This window comes from Chromohalobacter nigrandesensis, from assembly GCF_023061285.1.
GTDB classification, from domain to species: domain Bacteria; phylum Pseudomonadota; class Gammaproteobacteria; order Pseudomonadales; family Halomonadaceae; genus Chromohalobacter; species Chromohalobacter nigrandesensis.
Genome location: NZ_JAKGAM010000023.1, coordinates 1 through 15304 on the forward strand (window position 1 = coordinate 1; position 15304 = coordinate 15304).

General features: G+C 61.3%; 13 protein-coding genes. 3 read left to right on the top strand and 10 right to left on the bottom strand.

All coding sequences use genetic code 11. The features are described 5' to 3' along the window. Nucleotides 1–175 precede the first annotated feature (175 nt). Together pssA and ilvC are read right to left on the bottom strand one after the other, a co-directional pair. The gene (gene pssA, locus L1073_RS16795) at nucleotides 176–1000 is read right to left on the bottom strand and encodes a CDP-diacylglycerol--serine O-phosphatidyltransferase (protein ID WP_246901307.1); all 825 of its coding nucleotides are present in this window, start codon (nucleotides 998–1000) and stop codon (nucleotides 176–178) included. A gap of 156 nt (nucleotides 1001–1156) precedes the next feature. Then, on the bottom strand, nucleotides 1157–2173 hold the full coding sequence (gene ilvC, locus L1073_RS16800) for a ketol-acid reductoisomerase (protein ID WP_246901309.1): 1017 nt from the start codon (nucleotides 2171–2173) through the stop codon (nucleotides 1157–1159). Between the two features lie 168 nt (nucleotides 2174–2341). On the opposite strand from ilvC, the gene ilvY reads away from it, so the two are divergent. Then, a complete protein-coding gene (gene ilvY / locus L1073_RS16805) occupies nucleotides 2342–3223 on the top strand; it encodes an HTH-type transcriptional activator IlvY (RefSeq protein ID WP_246901311.1) in 882 nt (293 codons plus the stop codon). Between the two features lie 70 nt (nucleotides 3224–3293). Here ilvY and ilvN read toward each other — a convergent pair whose 3' ends face one another. The 5 genes from ilvN to rluD form a co-directional block, all read right to left on the bottom strand. Continuing rightward, nucleotides 3294–3785 (bottom strand): acetolactate synthase small subunit, encoded by a 492-nt coding sequence (ilvN, locus tag L1073_RS16810; protein WP_246901321.1) that lies wholly within the window; start codon nucleotides 3783–3785, stop codon nucleotides 3294–3296. Next, entirely contained in the window at nucleotides 3785–5509 is a 1725-nt protein-coding gene (locus L1073_RS16815; protein WP_246901348.1) for an acetolactate synthase 3 large subunit, read from the bottom strand. Before L1073_RS16815 ends, ilvN begins: the two co-directional genes overlap by 1 nt. Nucleotides 5510–6080: 571 nt before the next feature. Continuing rightward, nucleotides 6081–8663, bottom strand: coding sequence for an ATP-dependent chaperone ClpB (gene clpB, locus L1073_RS16820; protein WP_246901324.1), 2583 nt, complete (start codon nucleotides 8661–8663; stop codon nucleotides 6081–6083). Nucleotides 8664–8819: 156 nt separating this feature from the next. Further along, nucleotides 8820–9575: a peptidoglycan editing factor PgeF gene (gene pgeF / locus L1073_RS16825; protein WP_246901331.1), complete on the bottom strand. Its 756-nt coding sequence runs from the start codon at nucleotides 9573–9575 to the stop codon at nucleotides 8820–8822. 7 nt (nucleotides 9576–9582) lie between these two features. Continuing rightward, entirely contained in the window at nucleotides 9583–10545 is a 963-nt protein-coding gene (gene rluD, locus L1073_RS16830; protein WP_246901333.1) for a 23S rRNA pseudouridine(1911/1915/1917) synthase RluD, read from the bottom strand. A gap of 105 nt (nucleotides 10546–10650) precedes the next feature. Here rluD and L1073_RS16835 point away from each other — a divergent pair, with 105 nt between their 5' ends. Continuing rightward, nucleotides 10651–11457 carry an outer membrane protein assembly factor BamD gene (locus tag L1073_RS16835; RefSeq protein ID WP_246901335.1) on the top strand — a complete coding sequence of 269 codons (807 nt, stop codon included), beginning with the start codon at nucleotides 10651–10653 and terminating at the stop codon, nucleotides 11455–11457. A 142-nt stretch (nucleotides 11458–11599) separates the two neighbouring features. On the opposite strand, the gene L1073_RS16840 is transcribed toward L1073_RS16835, so the two are convergent. The 3 genes from L1073_RS16840 to L1073_RS16850 form a co-directional block, all read right to left on the bottom strand. Further along, on the bottom strand, nucleotides 11600–13231 hold the full coding sequence (locus L1073_RS16840; RefSeq protein WP_246901337.1) for an NAD+ synthase: 1632 nt from the start codon (nucleotides 13229–13231) through the stop codon (nucleotides 11600–11602). 108 nt (nucleotides 13232–13339) lie between these two features. Continuing rightward, nucleotides 13340–14428, bottom strand: a complete 1089-nt coding sequence (gene thiO, locus L1073_RS16845; RefSeq protein WP_246901339.1) for a glycine oxidase ThiO — start codon at nucleotides 14426–14428, stop codon at nucleotides 13340–13342. A 78-nt stretch (nucleotides 14429–14506) separates the two neighbouring features. Continuing rightward, on the bottom strand, nucleotides 14507–14887 hold the full coding sequence (locus L1073_RS16850) for a type IV pilin protein (protein ID WP_246901346.1): 381 nt from the start codon (nucleotides 14885–14887) through the stop codon (nucleotides 14507–14509). Nucleotides 14888–15173: 286 nt separating this feature from the next. On the opposite strand from L1073_RS16850, the gene L1073_RS17280 reads away from it, so the two are divergent. Next, nucleotides 15174–15304: helix-turn-helix domain-containing protein (locus tag L1073_RS17280; protein ID WP_281506134.1), on the top strand; the 131-nt coding region annotated here is incomplete at its 3' end.

Below are 15304 nucleotides of genomic sequence, written 5' to 3' on the forward strand. Positions count from 1 at the left end.
GGATTGAACGCAAGGGGATGACTTAAAAATAGTCGCCTTTTGGCGGACGAACAACTACCGCGACTTTCCACCTCCTCACTTCCTTATCCACAACGCGCACATGACAGCGCATGAAAGGCATTGTGGATAACCCAACGCCACACATGGCAGTCGTCAGGTAATAGAAGAACTGACCTCAGCGCATCTTGCGCATGAGTGCCAGCAGAGGCCCTGACACTACATAGCAACCGAACAGGATCAGCAGCATGAGCGAGGGTTCGAGTGAAATCACTACGAACGCGAGCACAATCGCCAACAGCACGACGAAGGGAACGGGCCCCTTGAAATCGACTTCCTTGAAGCTGTGATAGCGGATGTTACTGACCATCAAGACCCCTGCCGCAGCGACGATGAACGCAATGAACAATTTGAAGCCCAAGGCGTTGGCGTCGAATTTATGCAGCGTCCAGACACAACCGGCGACGAGCGCAGCCGCAGACGGACTCGGTAAGCCCACGAACCACTTCTTGTCGGTACTGCCGATTTGCACATTGAAACGCGCCAGACGCAACGCCGCACCAGCGGCGAAGATAAAGGCCGCTATCCAACCGATCTTACCAACGTCCTGCAGGATCCAGGAAAATGCCACCAACGCCGGCGCGACTCCGAACGAAACCATGTCTGCCAGGCTATCGAACTCGGCGCCGAAGGCGCTTTGCGTGTTGGTCATTCGAGCCACGCGTCCGTCGAGCCCATCGAGCACCATGGAGACGAAAATCGCGATGGCAGCCCCGGAGAAGTTGCCGTTCATCGCCGCGATAATGGAGAAGAAGCCAGAAAACAGCGCTGACAGCGTGAACAGGTTAGGCAACAGGTAAATGCCTCGCCGACGCACGCGCTTCCCGTTCTCGATGGTTTCCTCGACGATTTCGTCTTCGTCCTGAAACACCGAACCGTCCTCCGAGACATTCTCGGTGTCGGTGTTCCTGGGCGATTCTGGTGTGCCCGATTCTTGCGTCATAAAAGTCATCCATTGCCATAGGACGGCCCTTGGTAGGCCATTCCGACATTCTACACATTGCAAGCCTAGTCGACAGTCGACCTCCTTGACGACCCCAAACGTAAACGGGCGCGGCCAATCGGCCGCGCCCGTTCGTTATCGACTTGCAGACAGCGCTTAGTTCTTGCTCTTGTCGACCAGTTGATTGGCCGCAATCCAGGGCATCATGCCACGCAGCTTCGCACCCACCTGCTCGACCTGATGCTCGGCATTCAGACGGCGACGCGCATGCATCGACGGATAGTTGCTGTTGCCCTCGTTGATGAACATCTTGGCGTATTCACCGTTCTGGATATCCTTCAGGGCATGGCGCATCGCTTCCCGCGACTGCTCATTGATGATCTTGGGCCCGGTGACGTACTCGCCATACTCCGCATTGTTGGAGATGGAGTAGTTCATGTTGGCGATGCCGCCTTCGTACATCAGGTCGACGATCAACTTGAGCTCGTGCAGGCACTCGAAGTAGGCCATCTCGGGCTCGTAACCCGCTTCGGTCAGCGTCTCGAAGCCTGCCTTGACCAGTTCCACGGTACCGCCGCACAGCACCGCCTGCTCACCGAAAAGATCGGTTTCGGTTTCATCCTTGAAGGTCGTTTCGATGATGCCGCTGCGGCCACCGCCGATACCGGCAGCATAGGAAAGCGCCAGCTCCTTGGCCTGGCCAGTAGCATCCTGCTGCACGGCGATCAAGTCGGGAACGCCGGCACCGCGCACGAACTCGGAGCGCACCGTGTGACCCGGCGCTTTCGGCGCGATCATGATCACATCCAGATCCTGGCGCGGTGTCACCTGGTTGTAATGGATATTGAAGCCATGCGCGAAAGCCAGCGTCGCGCCTTCCTTCAAGTTGGGCGCGATGTCTTGCTCATAGATCGCCTTTTGATTCTCGTCGGGCGCCAGCAGCATCAGTACGTCGGCCGTCTTGCAGGCCTCGGGTACGGAGGCCACCTTGAAGCCCGCCGCTTCGGCTTTGGCCACGGACGAGGAGCCCGGGCGCAGCGCCACGGTGACCTCGACGCCGGATTCCTTGAGGTTATGGGCATGGGCATGGCCCTGAGAACCATAACCGACGATGGTGACGTTCTTCGCCTGGATCAGCGAGAGGTCGCAATCTTTGTCGTAATAAACGCGCATGTCTTACTCCAGATATCGAAGAGAAACGTATGAAGTGTCAGCGTTGATGGCTTTCCGCCATGAGCGTCGTCTGCCGCGACGCTTTGATGTCACTTTACGCCAGCTCGCAGCGTTGCGTAAAACGCTATATTTGCAATACCGTATGCCGAAAATTGAAATGATATCGCCATGGATACTCGTCCCTACCAGCAGTTCCTCAGCCTGGCCGACACCCTGCACTTTGGCCGCTCCAGCGAGTTGTGTCACGTCAGCCCCTCGACGCTGAGCCGCACGATACGCCAACTCGAGACACAACTCGGCGTGACCCTGTTCGAGCGCGACAACCGCAGTGTCCGCCTGACCCATGAAGGCCGCCTCTTTCAGCGTTATGCACGCGATGCCCTGGAGCAATGGGATGTATTCCGTCACTCGTTGATGGAGGAAAGCCGAGAACTGTCCGGCGAAATCAGCATCTACTGCTCGGTGACCGCCAGCTACAGTTTTCTCTACGAGCTGCTCAGCGAGTTTCGCCTACGCCATCCGCGCATCGAATTGAAGCTGCATACCGGTGACCCGGCCAGTGCGGTTTCACGCGTCCTCAGCGGCGAAGAAGACATGTCGATCACCGCGCGCCCTGAAACCCTGCCCACACAATTGGCGTTCAAGCCAATCGCCACGTCGCCGCTGCTGTTCATCGCGCCGCGCACCATGCCGGAATGGTTGGCCGGCCTCACCGCGACAACGGACGCCGCCAGTTGGGGCAGCATTCCCATGATCCTCTCGGAGTCGGGCCTCGCCCGCGAGCGTACGGATGCGTGGTTCCGTCAGTTGGGCATCAAGCCGCGCATCTATGCCCAGGTCGCGGGCAACGAAGCCATCGTCAGCATGGTAGGGCTGGGCTTCGGGGTCGGCGTAGTGCCGCAGATCGTGGTCGACAACAGTCCACTGGCCGAGCGCATTCAGGCCCTCGAGGTCGAGCCCGCACTCACGCCTTACGAGGTCGGGCTCTGCGTCACCGAGAAGAAGCTACGCAATCCGCTGGTCAAGGCCTTGTGGTCGCAGATCCGCTAGCCCTAGCCTTTCACAGCAAGAGGCCGCTCGTGAGAGCGGCCTGTAATGGCATGCGCTTCGAGAGAACGGCTTAGAGGCTGAGTATCTTGTCGCCCCGCGAGATACCCGACACCCCGGTACGCCCGACCTCGAGAATGCCGATCGGCGCCATGGCCTGGACGAAGGCGTCCAGCTTGCCGGCATCGCCGGTGATCTGCACCGTGTAGACACTCGGCGTGACGTCGACGATCTGCGCGCGGAAGATATCCACCGTACGTTTGACCTCATCGCGGCTCGCGCCCAGCGCCTTCACCTTGACCAGCATCAGCTCACGCTCGATATGATGGCCCTCGGTCAGGTCGACCAGCTTGACCACATCGATGAGCTTGTTGAGGTGCTTGGTGATTTGCTCGATGACGCGGTCGTCACCCTCCGTGGTCACCGTCAGGCGTGACAGCGACGGATCTTCCGTGGGCGCCACGTTGAGCGTTTCGATGTTGAAGTTGCGCTGGGAGAACAACCCCACCACGCGGGACAGGGCGCCGGGTTCGTTTTCCAGCAGAATCGAGATGATGTGGCGCATCAGGTCCGCTCCGTCTTCGAAAGCAGCATGTCACGCATGGCGCCCAGAGGCACCTGCATCGGATAGACGTGTTCCCGGGGGTCGACGTCGATATCGAGGAACACCAGCTCGTCATTGTCGGCGAACGTGCGCTCCAGTGCCGCATCGAGCTCGTCGTGATGTTCCACCTTGAGCGCCGTGAAACCGTAGGCCTCGATCAACTTTTGAAAGTCCGGCAGCGACTCCACGTACGAGTGCGCATGGCGCGACTTATAGTTGAGATCCTGCCACTGGCGCACCATGCCCAGCGTTCCGTTGTTGAGGTTGATGATCTTTACCCCGGTACCGAACTGCTTACAAGTCGACAGCTCCTGCATCATCATCTGAAAGCTGCCTTCCCCGGTGAAACACACCACGGTGTCGTCAGGGAAGTTCTGCTTGATGCCCATCGCCGCCGGGAAACCGAAGCCCATGGTGCCCAGCCCCCCGGAGGTGATCCAGCGATTGGGCTTATCGAACTTGTAGTACTGCGCCGCGAACATCTGGTGCTGGCCGACATCGGTGGTCACGAAGGCCTCGCCGCGCGTGATGTGATACACCGCCTCGATGACTTCCTGCGGCTTGAGCCGCTCGCCCGGTTGAGAAGGCTCGTAGAGCTTGCCTTCGCGTTCGGCGCGCCAACCGTCGATGGTCGTCCACCATTCCGGCAGCGCCTCGGCGTTGGCCATTTCACGGCCTTGCAACAGGCTGATCATTTCATTGATGACGCTATCCGCCGGCCCGACGATCGGCACATCGGCGCGGACTGTCTTGGAAATCGAGCTGGGGTCGATATCCACATGCACGATCTTGGCCGTGGGACAGAACTTCGAAGTGTTATTGGTCACGCGGTCGTCAAAACGCGCCCCGATGGCGATGATCAGATCGGCATGGTGCATGGCCATGTTGGACTCATAACTGCCGTGCATACCCAGCCAACCCAGCGACTGCGCATCGGTCTGCGGATAGGAGCCAATGCCCATCAACGTGGTGGTGATGGGGAAGCCCAAGCGCTTCACCAACGCCGTCAGATTTTCGCTCGCGCCGCTGGTGACGATGCCACCGCCGGTATAGAACACCGGCCGACGCGCCTTGAGCATCATGTCCACGGCCTTCTTGATCTGACCGCTATGGCCCCGCGTGACCGGGTTGTAGGAGCGGATCTTGACCTTCTTCGGATAGACGTACTCATAACGCTCGGTGGGCGCCGTCATATCCTTGGGGATATCCACCACCACCGGCCCCGGGCGACCGGTCGCGGCGAGATAATAAGCCTTCTTGAGCACCTCGGGGATCTCCGACGGGTGCTTGATGGCGAAGCTGTGTTTCACGATGGGACGCGTTACGCCAACGATGTCGGTTTCCTGAAAGGCGTCTTCACCGATCAGATGACTGGCCACCTGGCCACACAGCACCACCATCGGGATCGAATCCATATAGGCGGTGGCGATGCCGGTCACGGCATTGGTCGCGCCGGGACCGGAAGTGACCAGCACCGTCCCTGGCTTGCCCGAAGCGCGGGCATAGCCATCAGCGGCGTGGGTGGCGGCTTGTTCATGACGAACGAGGATGTGTTTGACCTTGTCCTGGCGGAACAGCGCATCATAGATGTGCAACGCTGCGCCGCCGGGGTAGCCGTAGATACGCTCGACGCCCTCATCCTGCAGGAAGCGGGCGATCATATCGGCGCCGGAAAGCAATTCCACTGATAGTTCTCCCCTGGAGATAACGAGTGCCATTCACTGCCACGTGACAGCAGTGAAGTGTCGATGCGGCGGTACGCCGCTGCCGGCTACGCCGGCACCTGATGCCATAATCCTGGCTCTGGGCCCGGGGTGAGGACCCGCACTCATAGAAACCGCCGAGACCGGCTGGCCCGAGCGGTTCCTGGCACGGCAGATCGCCGTGTCGGGGTTGGCGGGAACAGGCGTTTGGCCCATACCCTTGATCTCCTTCGACAGGCGGGTAGAGGCATTTTACAACCTACCCTTCACGCAGCGGCCGGGGATCGCCCGTCAATGGCTGCGCCCGCAATCAGGAACCACCTAGATTCCATCAGCACCCCCGAGCTGTCAACCTCCGCCGCTTGCGCGCGGCCAATGGCGCGTCGCAACTCCCTCATTGACGCACCCGCCTATCCACTAAAGTTGGATCATTTAACGCAGCGTCATGGCAGGTATAAAAAACCCGCGACGCAGCACGTCGCGGGCGAGAAGACGGTCAGGACGCGACCGCATATCGAGATTGTCGACGGCCCGAAGCTGCGGGCCGTTGGCGTTACTTGGCAAAGACGAGATGGCCGTCTTGCGTGGTGACACGAATGGTGTCGCCCGCCGCAAAGTGCCCAGCGAGCAGTTCCTGCGCCAGCGGATTCTCGATGCGGCTCTGAATGGCACGCTTGAGCGGTCGCGCGCCGAACACCGGGTCGAAGCCTACCACCGCGAGCTGCGCCAGGGCGTCGTCGCTGATCTCGAGACGAATCTCGCGCTCGACCAGGCGCGCCTGGAGACGTTCGAGCTGGATGGCCGCGATGGACTGGATCTGCCCCTGCCCCAAGGCGTGGAACACCACCACTTCGTCGATACGGTTGATCAGTTCCGGACGGAAATGATCGCCCACCACACTCATCACGGCATCGCGCATCGCGCTATACTCGGCGTCATCACCGCCCATGCGCTGGATGATGTCCGAGCCCATGTTGGAGGTCATCACGATCACCGTATTGCGGAAGTCCACCGTGCGCCCCTGGCCATCGGTGAGGCGGCCATCCTCGAGCACCTGCAGCAGGATGTTGAAGACATCCGGATGCGCTTTTTCGACCTCGTCGAGCAGCAGCACGGAATACGGCTTGCGACGCACCGCCTCGGTCAGATATCCGCCTTCCTCATAGCCGACGTAGCCCGGCGGCGCCCCGATCAGCCGCGCCACGGAATGCTTCTCCATGAACTCGGACATATCGATGCGCACCATAGCCTCCTCGGTATCGAAGAGGAAGTTGGCCAGCGACTTGCACAGCTCGGTCTTGCCGACCCCGGTGGGCCCCAGGAACAGGAACGATCCATTAGGACGATGCGGATCGGCCAGCCCGGCGCGCGAACGGCGCACGGCATTGGCCACCGCGGTCACTGCCTCGTCCTGGCCGATGACACGCTCGTGCAGCGCCTCTTCCATGCGCAGCAGTTTGTCGCGTTCGCCCTCGAGCATCTTGGATACTGGAATGCCGGTCCAGCGCGAGACCACCTCGGCGATCTCCTCCTCGGTAACGTTGGAGCGCAAAAGCTGATGCTTGGCGGTATCCGCCTCGTGCTCGCTGGCCTCGGCGATCTGCTGCTCAAGCTTGGGGATCACCCCGTACTGCAACTCTGACATACGCCCCAGATCGCCCTGACGGCGGGCCGCCTCGAGATCGATGCGCGCCTGCTCGAGCTCCGCCTTGAACTGCGCCGCCCCCTGGATACTGGCCTTCTCGGCCTTCCAGACCTCCTCGAGGTCGGCGTATTCGCGCGATAGCTCTTCGATTTGCGCTTCGAGCGAGTCGAGACGCTTGCGGGTCGCCTCGTCGGTTTCCTTCTTGAGCGCCTCGCGCTCCATCTTGAGCTGAATCAGTCGGCGGTCGAGGCGATCCATCTCCTCGGGCATGGAGTCGAGCTCCATACGAATCCGTGAGGCCGCCTCGTCGATCAGGTCGATGGCCTTGTCCGGCAGTTGCCGGTCGGTGATATAGCGTGTCGACAGCTTGGCAGCGGCGATGATCGCGCCGTCTGTGATGTCGACACCATGGTGGACTTCGTAGCGCTCCTTGAGGCCACGCAGAATCGCCACGGTATCTTCCTCGTTAGGCTCGTCGACCAGGACCTTCTGGAAGCGCCGCTCCAGCGCCGCGTCCTTCTCGATGTGCTGCCGGTATTCATCCAACGTGGTCGCGCCGACGCAGTGCAACTCGCCGCGCGCCAATGCCGGCTTGAGCATATTGCCCGCATCCATCGCGCCCTCGGCCTTGCCGGCACCGACCATGGTGTGCAATTCATCGATGAACAGGATGACGCGGCCTTCCTCCTTGGCGAGCTCCCCGAGCACGGCCTTGAGGCGTTCCTCGAAATCCCCGCGGTACTTGGCACCGGCCAGCAATGAGCCCATGTCGAGTGACAGCACGCGCTTGTCCTTGAGGCCCTCCGGCACTTCGCCGTTGACGATGCGGCTTGCCAGCCCCTCGACGATGGCGGTCTTACCCACGCCGGGTTCGCCGATCAGCACCGGGTTGTTCTTGGTACGCCGCTGCAGCACCTGGATGGTGCGGCGAATCTCGTCGTCGCGGCCGATCACCGGGTCGAGCTTGCCATCCACAGCGCGCTGGGTCAGATCCATGGTGTACTTATCCAGCGCCTCGCGGCTTTCCTCGGCCGAGGCGTCGTCCACCTTGTTACCACCGCGCAGGCTATCGATGGCGCTACGCACGGACTCCACGTCGAGACCGGCCTGCTGAAGCACCTTGCTGACGGCGCTTTTCATTTCCAGCGCCGCCAGCACCACCAGCTCACTGGCGATATATTGATCGCCGCGCTTCTGGGCCTCGCGGTCGGCGAGATTGAACAGCTGCGACAGCGCCGAGGAAAGCTGCACGTTACCGTCGAACTGACCGACACGCGGCAAATCGTCGAGGTACTGGGAAAGCCCGTTACGCAGGCGTGAAACATCGCCGCCGGCCTTCTGCACAAGGCCCTTGATGCCGTTTTCCTGCGCCTCGACGAGTGCCATCAGCACATGGCCGGGATCGAGTTGGTTGTGACTGCGCCCTGACGCCAGGGACTGCGCCTCGCCCAGAGCATTCTGCAATTTACTGGTCATGCGATCGATACGCATCGAACCCCTCCTTCATCGCGACACGCCATAGGCGTGCCGCATGATTATTTCATGTTGACATCATCAATGGAGGTATGCTCGAAGCGTTTCAAGGTAGGGAGTGCAAAAATCGTTCCGCTGTTCGAGAACGCCCAGACATGGAGGCGAGGCGCCCGCTCAACGCAGCCAGATCACGCTGGCCATGCGGCCGGTATGGCCGTCGTCGCGGCGGTGGGAATAAAAACGCGGTTCGCAGGCGGTGCAGAAGTGACCGCCACCGATATGGCCAATACCTAGCCGCTCGAGACGCAACCTCGCCAGCCGGTAGATATCCGCCATGTAGTGCCCAAGGCGGTAGGGGCTAGGCTCGAAGGCGCTTTCCGCCTCGGGCTGCACGGCCACGAAGGTTTCGAACACTTCGGCGCCGACCTCGAACTGCGCCTTGGAAATCGCCGGCCCCAGCCACGCCATGAGCTCGTCCGGCGACTGCCCCAGGGCCGCCACGCAGGCCTCCAGCACGCCACCCGCCAGGCTCCGCCAGCCGGCATGCGCCACGCCCACGCGCGTACCCTGGCGATCACAGAAGAACACCGGCAGACAATCGGCGGTCATGATGGCGCAGGCATATCCCGTGTCGAAGGCTACCGAGGCGTCTGCTTGCGGCGGCTGCTCGGCAAACGCCGCGCGGTATTCCTGCTGAACGGCAGCACCATGCACTTGGTTGAGCCATAACAAGGGACGGGCGTCATCGAGCTCAGCGCTCAACAGGCGGCGGCAACGATCGACCGACGCGGGATCATCGCCCACGTGATACGCCATATTGAAGAACGCGAAGGGGCCCTGGCTGGGCCCGCTCTCACGCGTGGTGACGAAGGCACCGACCGTACTCGGCGCTGGCCAGTCGGGCAGAATCAAGGTAGGGCGTTCGCTCATGTGAGACTCACTCAGCGTGCGCGTCGGCTGCGTCGCGCAGAAAATCCAGCAACATCAGCATATCGTCCGGCAATGCTGCACGAAACTCCACTGCCTCGCCGGTACCGGGATGCACGAAGGCCAGCTTGCGTGCATGCAGGGCCTGGCGCGGAAAATGCCGCAGCACATCCTTCAATGCCTCGCTGGCCCCCGCTGGTAACTTCAGGCGCCCGGCATAGACCGGGTCGCCGATCAACGGAAAGCGACGGTGCGCCAGATGCACGCGAATCTGATGGGTACGCCCGGTTTCGAGCCGACAGCGGACATGCGTATGGGTAGGAAAACGCTCTACCACACGGTAATGCGTCACCGCCGGCTTGCCCGAGGGCGTGACGGCCTGGCGCTTGCGATCCTTGGGATGCCGCCCGATCGGCGCGTCGACACTACCACCCGCAGTCATCCTGCCGGTGACCACGGCATCGTATTCGCGCGACACCGTGCGCGCCTGCAATTGCTCCACCAGCGAGGCATGCGCCGACAACGTCTTGGCCACCACCATCAAACCGGTAGTGTCCTTGTCGAGCCGATGCACGATGCCCGCACGAGGCAACTGCATCTGTCCAGGCGCATGGTATAGCAACGCATTGAGCAGCGTGCCGTCGGGGTTGCCGGCGGCAGGATGCACGACCAATCCCGCCGGTTTGTCGATCACCATGACATCGTCGTCTTCATGGACGATATCAAGCTGCATGGCCTGCGACGCGAAGCGCTTGTCTTCTTCGAGCGTAGCCGCGAGCGTGAGTTGCTCGCCGCCACGTAACTTGTCCTTGGGGCGCGCGGACGCGCCGTCGCAGGTCAGCGCTCCCGACTGGATCCACGTCTTGAGGCGCTCGCGGGAGAAGTCCGCGAACAGCGTCGAGGCGGCTTGATCAAGACGCTGGCCGGCCATCGTGTCGGGGACGCGCTCTTCTCGCTGCACGGTATCTGCCATGGCAATGCTCGGTTCCATTTCGCCACCGGGGGCGTTTGCTTTATAGTGACTGCGAACTGGCGGATTCTAGCACGGCCGCCCCGTATTGGTTGAACGAGGATGACGATGCGATTCCCTTCACTTGGCACGTTCGGTGCGTTGCTGCTTAGCGGCGCGCTGCTCGCCGGTTGCGCCAGCAACGAGCCGGCCCCGGATATACAAGAGCAAGATCTTTACCAGCAAGCTCAAGAGTCACTCGATGCCGGGCGTTACAGCACCGCCGTGACACGCCTAGAGGCGTTGGATACCCGCTTCCCTTTCGGTCGTTACGCCGAGCAGGCCCAGCTGGAGCTGATCTACGCGTACTATCAGACTGAAGACTGGGAGCAGGCGCGCGCTGCTGCCAGCCGCTTCATTCGCTTACACCCCGATCACGAACAGGTCGACTACGCATATTACATGCGCGGACTCGCAGCTTACCAATCGGGGCGCTTCAGTCTCGAAGGGCTCGAGCTGATCGATATTTCCAAGCGCGACCTGGGCGCCACCCGCGATGCCAATGTCGATTTCGGTGAATTGGTGCGCAAGTACCCAGAAAGCCCCTACGCGGCCGACGCGCGTCAGCGGATCGTCTACCTGCGTAATGTGCTCTCGCGTCACGAGCTGCAAGTCGCCGACTTCTACCTCCGCAAGGGCACCTATCTGGCAGCCATCAATCGCGGCAAATGGGTACTCGAGCATTACCCACAGACACCCGCCACACGCGACGCCCTGGCAGTCATGGTCGAGGGCTACATGGGACTGAACATGCCCGAACGGGCACGCGACGCCTTGCAGACGCTCATCGACAACGACCCCGACAATGCTCGTCTCGATGGCGACACCTTCGATCCCAAGTATGTCGATGCCGAGCCGCTGACGCTAAACGACTGACGATCGGCTTCGAGCTTCGAGCTTCGAGCTTCGAGCTTCGAGCAACAAGATTAGCTCTTCATGAAAGCAACATCTCCGCAGGATATTTCCAGCGGAGATGTCTTGCTTTTCGGAGCTCGCGGCCCGTAACTCGAAACCGGGTTTATTCCCCCGGCTGCCAGCCGTTGACGATGGGATAGCGACGATCGCGCCCGAACCCGCGCGCCGTCACGCGCACCCCCACCGGCGCCTGACGCCGCTTGTATTCGCTGCGGTCGACCAGCTTCACGACCCGATAGACATCCTCGCTGGCGTAGCCGGCATCGATGATCGCCTCGGCGCTCATGTCGCCTTCGATGTAGCGTTCGAGGATAGCGTCCAATTCGTCGTAGCCTGGCAGCGAGTCGCTGTCCACTTGGTCCGGCGCCAACTCGGCGGATGGTGGGCGCGTGATGACACGCTCGGGGATGGCCGGCTCCTGCGCATTGCGCCACTTGGCAAGGCGATACACCCAGGTCTTGTAGACGTCCTTGAGCGCGTTGTAGCCGCCCACCATGTCGCCATATAGCGTGGCATAGCCCACCGCCATCTCGCTCTTATTGCCGGTGCTCAGTACCATCAGCCTCTTCTTGTTGGAAAGCGCCATCAATAGCACGCCCCGGCAACGCGATTGCAGGTTCTCTTCGGTGGTATCACGCTGGGTACCGGCGAAACTTTCGCTCAGCGTGTCGGTGAAGGCTTCGACCATCGGCGCGATGGGCATGACCTCGTAATGCACACCGAGCAACTCGGCTTGCGCGGCGGCATCCGCCTTGGAGATATCCGCCGTGTAGTGATAAGGCATCATCACCGCCTGCACGCGCTCGGGGCCCAGCGCATCGACCGCGATGGCCAGCGACAGAGCCGAATCGATACCGCCGGAGAGCCCCAGCACCACGCCCTGGAAGCCGCTCTTGTTGACGTAGTCGCGAAGTCCGGTCACCAGTGCGCAATACAGGCTTTCTTCCGAGCTCAATAACGGCTCGCATTCGCCAGCCTCGGGCGCCCATGCGCCCTGCGCGTCGGTAAAGCGCACCGGCATCAGGCCGACCTCCCAGAATGGCGCGCGCACCGCCACCTCGCCCCGGGCATCGAGCACCAGCGAGCCACCATCGAAGACCAGTTCGTCCTGGCCGCCGATCTGATTGAGATACACCAGCGGCCGCGCGGCCGCCTGGGCACGCCGAGCGAACAGGCGTTCGCGCTCGAGCGGCTTGTCGCGGTGATAGGGCGAAGCGTTGAGCGTGACCAGAATATCGGCGCCGGCCTCGACGCTCTGTGTCACCGGCGCGCCGTCCCACAGATCCTCGCACACCAGGATGCCCAGTTTGGCACCGCCATGCTCGATGACCAGCGGCGCGTCTCCTGGAGTGAAATAGCGCTGCTCGTCGAACACCTGGTAGTTGGGCAGCGCCTGCTTGGCGTACTCGCCGAGCCATTCGCCGTTGTACAACACGCCCGCGAGGTTATAGAGCCGGCCATCGCGCTTACCCGGATAGCCGATGATGACCATCACGTCACGCGACATCTTGCGTGCCATCGTGGCGCGCGCCTCTTCCAGGCGCGTTTCCATCGATTCACGCAGCAGCAAGTCTTCCGGCGGATAGCCGGTCAGGAACAGTTCGGGGAAGACCACCACATCGGCGCGGTGTTCGATGCGCGCTTCGCGCACGGCCTCGATGGCCTGCGCGGTATTGCCGGGAATATCGCCCACCAGCGGGTCGAGCTGGGCCATCACCAGAGTCAGGTCTTGCATGAGCGAAAAGCGCCTCTGTCATTGCGATTGGCTGTGGAAACTGCCGTCGAGACGGCCTCATGGTCGTATTGTCACGCAACGCCGGCTCGCAGGCAAAATACCTGGTCGTCAGACACCCTCTAGCCGATAGGGAGCGGGATCGACCACCGGTGCGCGATGCAGCAGTTGGTCGGCCAGCAGCCGCGTCGAGGCCGGCGCCAGCACCAGGCCATTGCGATAATGGCCGGCGTTGACCCATAAACCCTCGATGCCCGGTACCGCACCGATATACGGCACACCGTTCGGTGACCCGGGGCGCAAACCGGCCCAGTGATGCTCCACCGGACATTCGGCCAGTGCCGGCACGATCGACAGCGCGCTAGCGTAAAGCGAGCTCTTGGCCGCCTCGGTGGTGCGCTGATCGAATCCCACTTCTTCCAGCGTCGAGCCGGCGACGATACGTCCATCGCCGCGCGGAATCACGTAACGACCGTCCTTCAGCACCACCCGCTCGACCAGGCCGGGCGGCGCCTTGAACAGGATCATCTGGCCACGCACCGGACGCACCGGCAATGTCACGCCGACCCCCGCCAGCAGTTGACCGGCCCAGGCGCCACCGCACACCACCACGCGCTCGGCTACCTCATGCCCTGCTGTGGTCCGCACGCCACGAAGGCGACCATCCACCACGTCCAGCGCCTCGACCGTGACATGCTCGCGCAGGGTCACGTTGGGCATCGCCTGCAGGCGGGCCCGCAGCGCCTTGCACAAGCGCGGATTACGAATGCTGCCCAAGGTCGGCATCCACAACGCCGAATCAACACCGGGCGCAGCATTGGGTTCCTTGGCGTAAATCGTGTCGGCACCGACCCGCTCCAAGGGCTTGCCGACCTCGCGTGCCCACGCAAGTGCCTGGGGTTCATCGTCGACCCGCAGATACAGCAAGCCTCGCTGGCGATACTCGGGGTCGATGCCGGTTTCTTCGAGCAAGCGCAGTGACAGTTCGGGATAGACGCCTTCGGAATAGCGCGACAATGCGGAAATCGGCGCGCTATAGCGCCAGGGATACAGTGGGGAGACGATGCCGCCGCCAGCCCAGGAGGCCTCGCGGCCGCATTTGCCGCGCTCGAGCAGGGTGACGCGGCCACCGGCGTCGGCGAGTTGCAGGGCCGTCATCATGCCGATGACGCCGCCTCCAACGATCAAGAAATCACTCACGCGGGCACTCATTTCATCGCTGCGAAATCCGTAATCTACCATGTGCCGCGTGTGCAAGGCAGTGGCTAGGCGCCCCTCTTACCAGCAGTCATCATCTTGCGCATCACGCTCCCCAGTATCGTACAACTTCAGTACGCCGCAGCGATCCTCGCTTTGGCTATTGATAGGAGTAGCTTTTAGCAGGAAACCTGCACCCTTTTTTTTATTGGGATTTTTCTGGGCTGCAAACTTGTAAGAATCGCTTTTCTCCTGCTTCGCGCCATCGGTATCGTAAAAATTATCTTGCGTATACTGACGCTCCATCTGATACGCCCATTCCATCAATATGGCCTGAGCATCGGCGCGATGCGCCTTGCGCACATAATCGGTGTACGAGGGGATGGCGATCGCTGCCAGGATCCCGATGATGACCAGCACGATCATCAACTCGATCAGGCTGAAGCCTTGGTGTCGACGCATGGCATGGGCTCCTGAGAGGGTGTTTACAAAAGGGCTGCACTCGACAATACGGCGTTAAAATCAGCCTCGTACGCGAGCCCGGTCAAACTACTCATTTACCCCATGTAAACTCCGTGTTTTCAGCCAATTTTTCCTTGTCTTGCCTTCGTTCGCCTGTTTTGTAAACACCCTCTGAAGACGGAAACCTGGATTCATAGAATAACCGCAGCACTTTGGACCGCCAGGTAGAGGAAGGAGGGCCAGCGTCGGTACCCTCTCGACTTTACCGACCAAAGTGAAGCAGAGCATGGGATACCGACAGCTGACCCAAACCCAACGATACCAGATTCACGCCCAACAGGGTGTCCATATGAGCCAGCGACAGATCGCCAGAGCGCTTGGCATTCACAGCAGCACCGTCAGTCGCGAATTACGCCA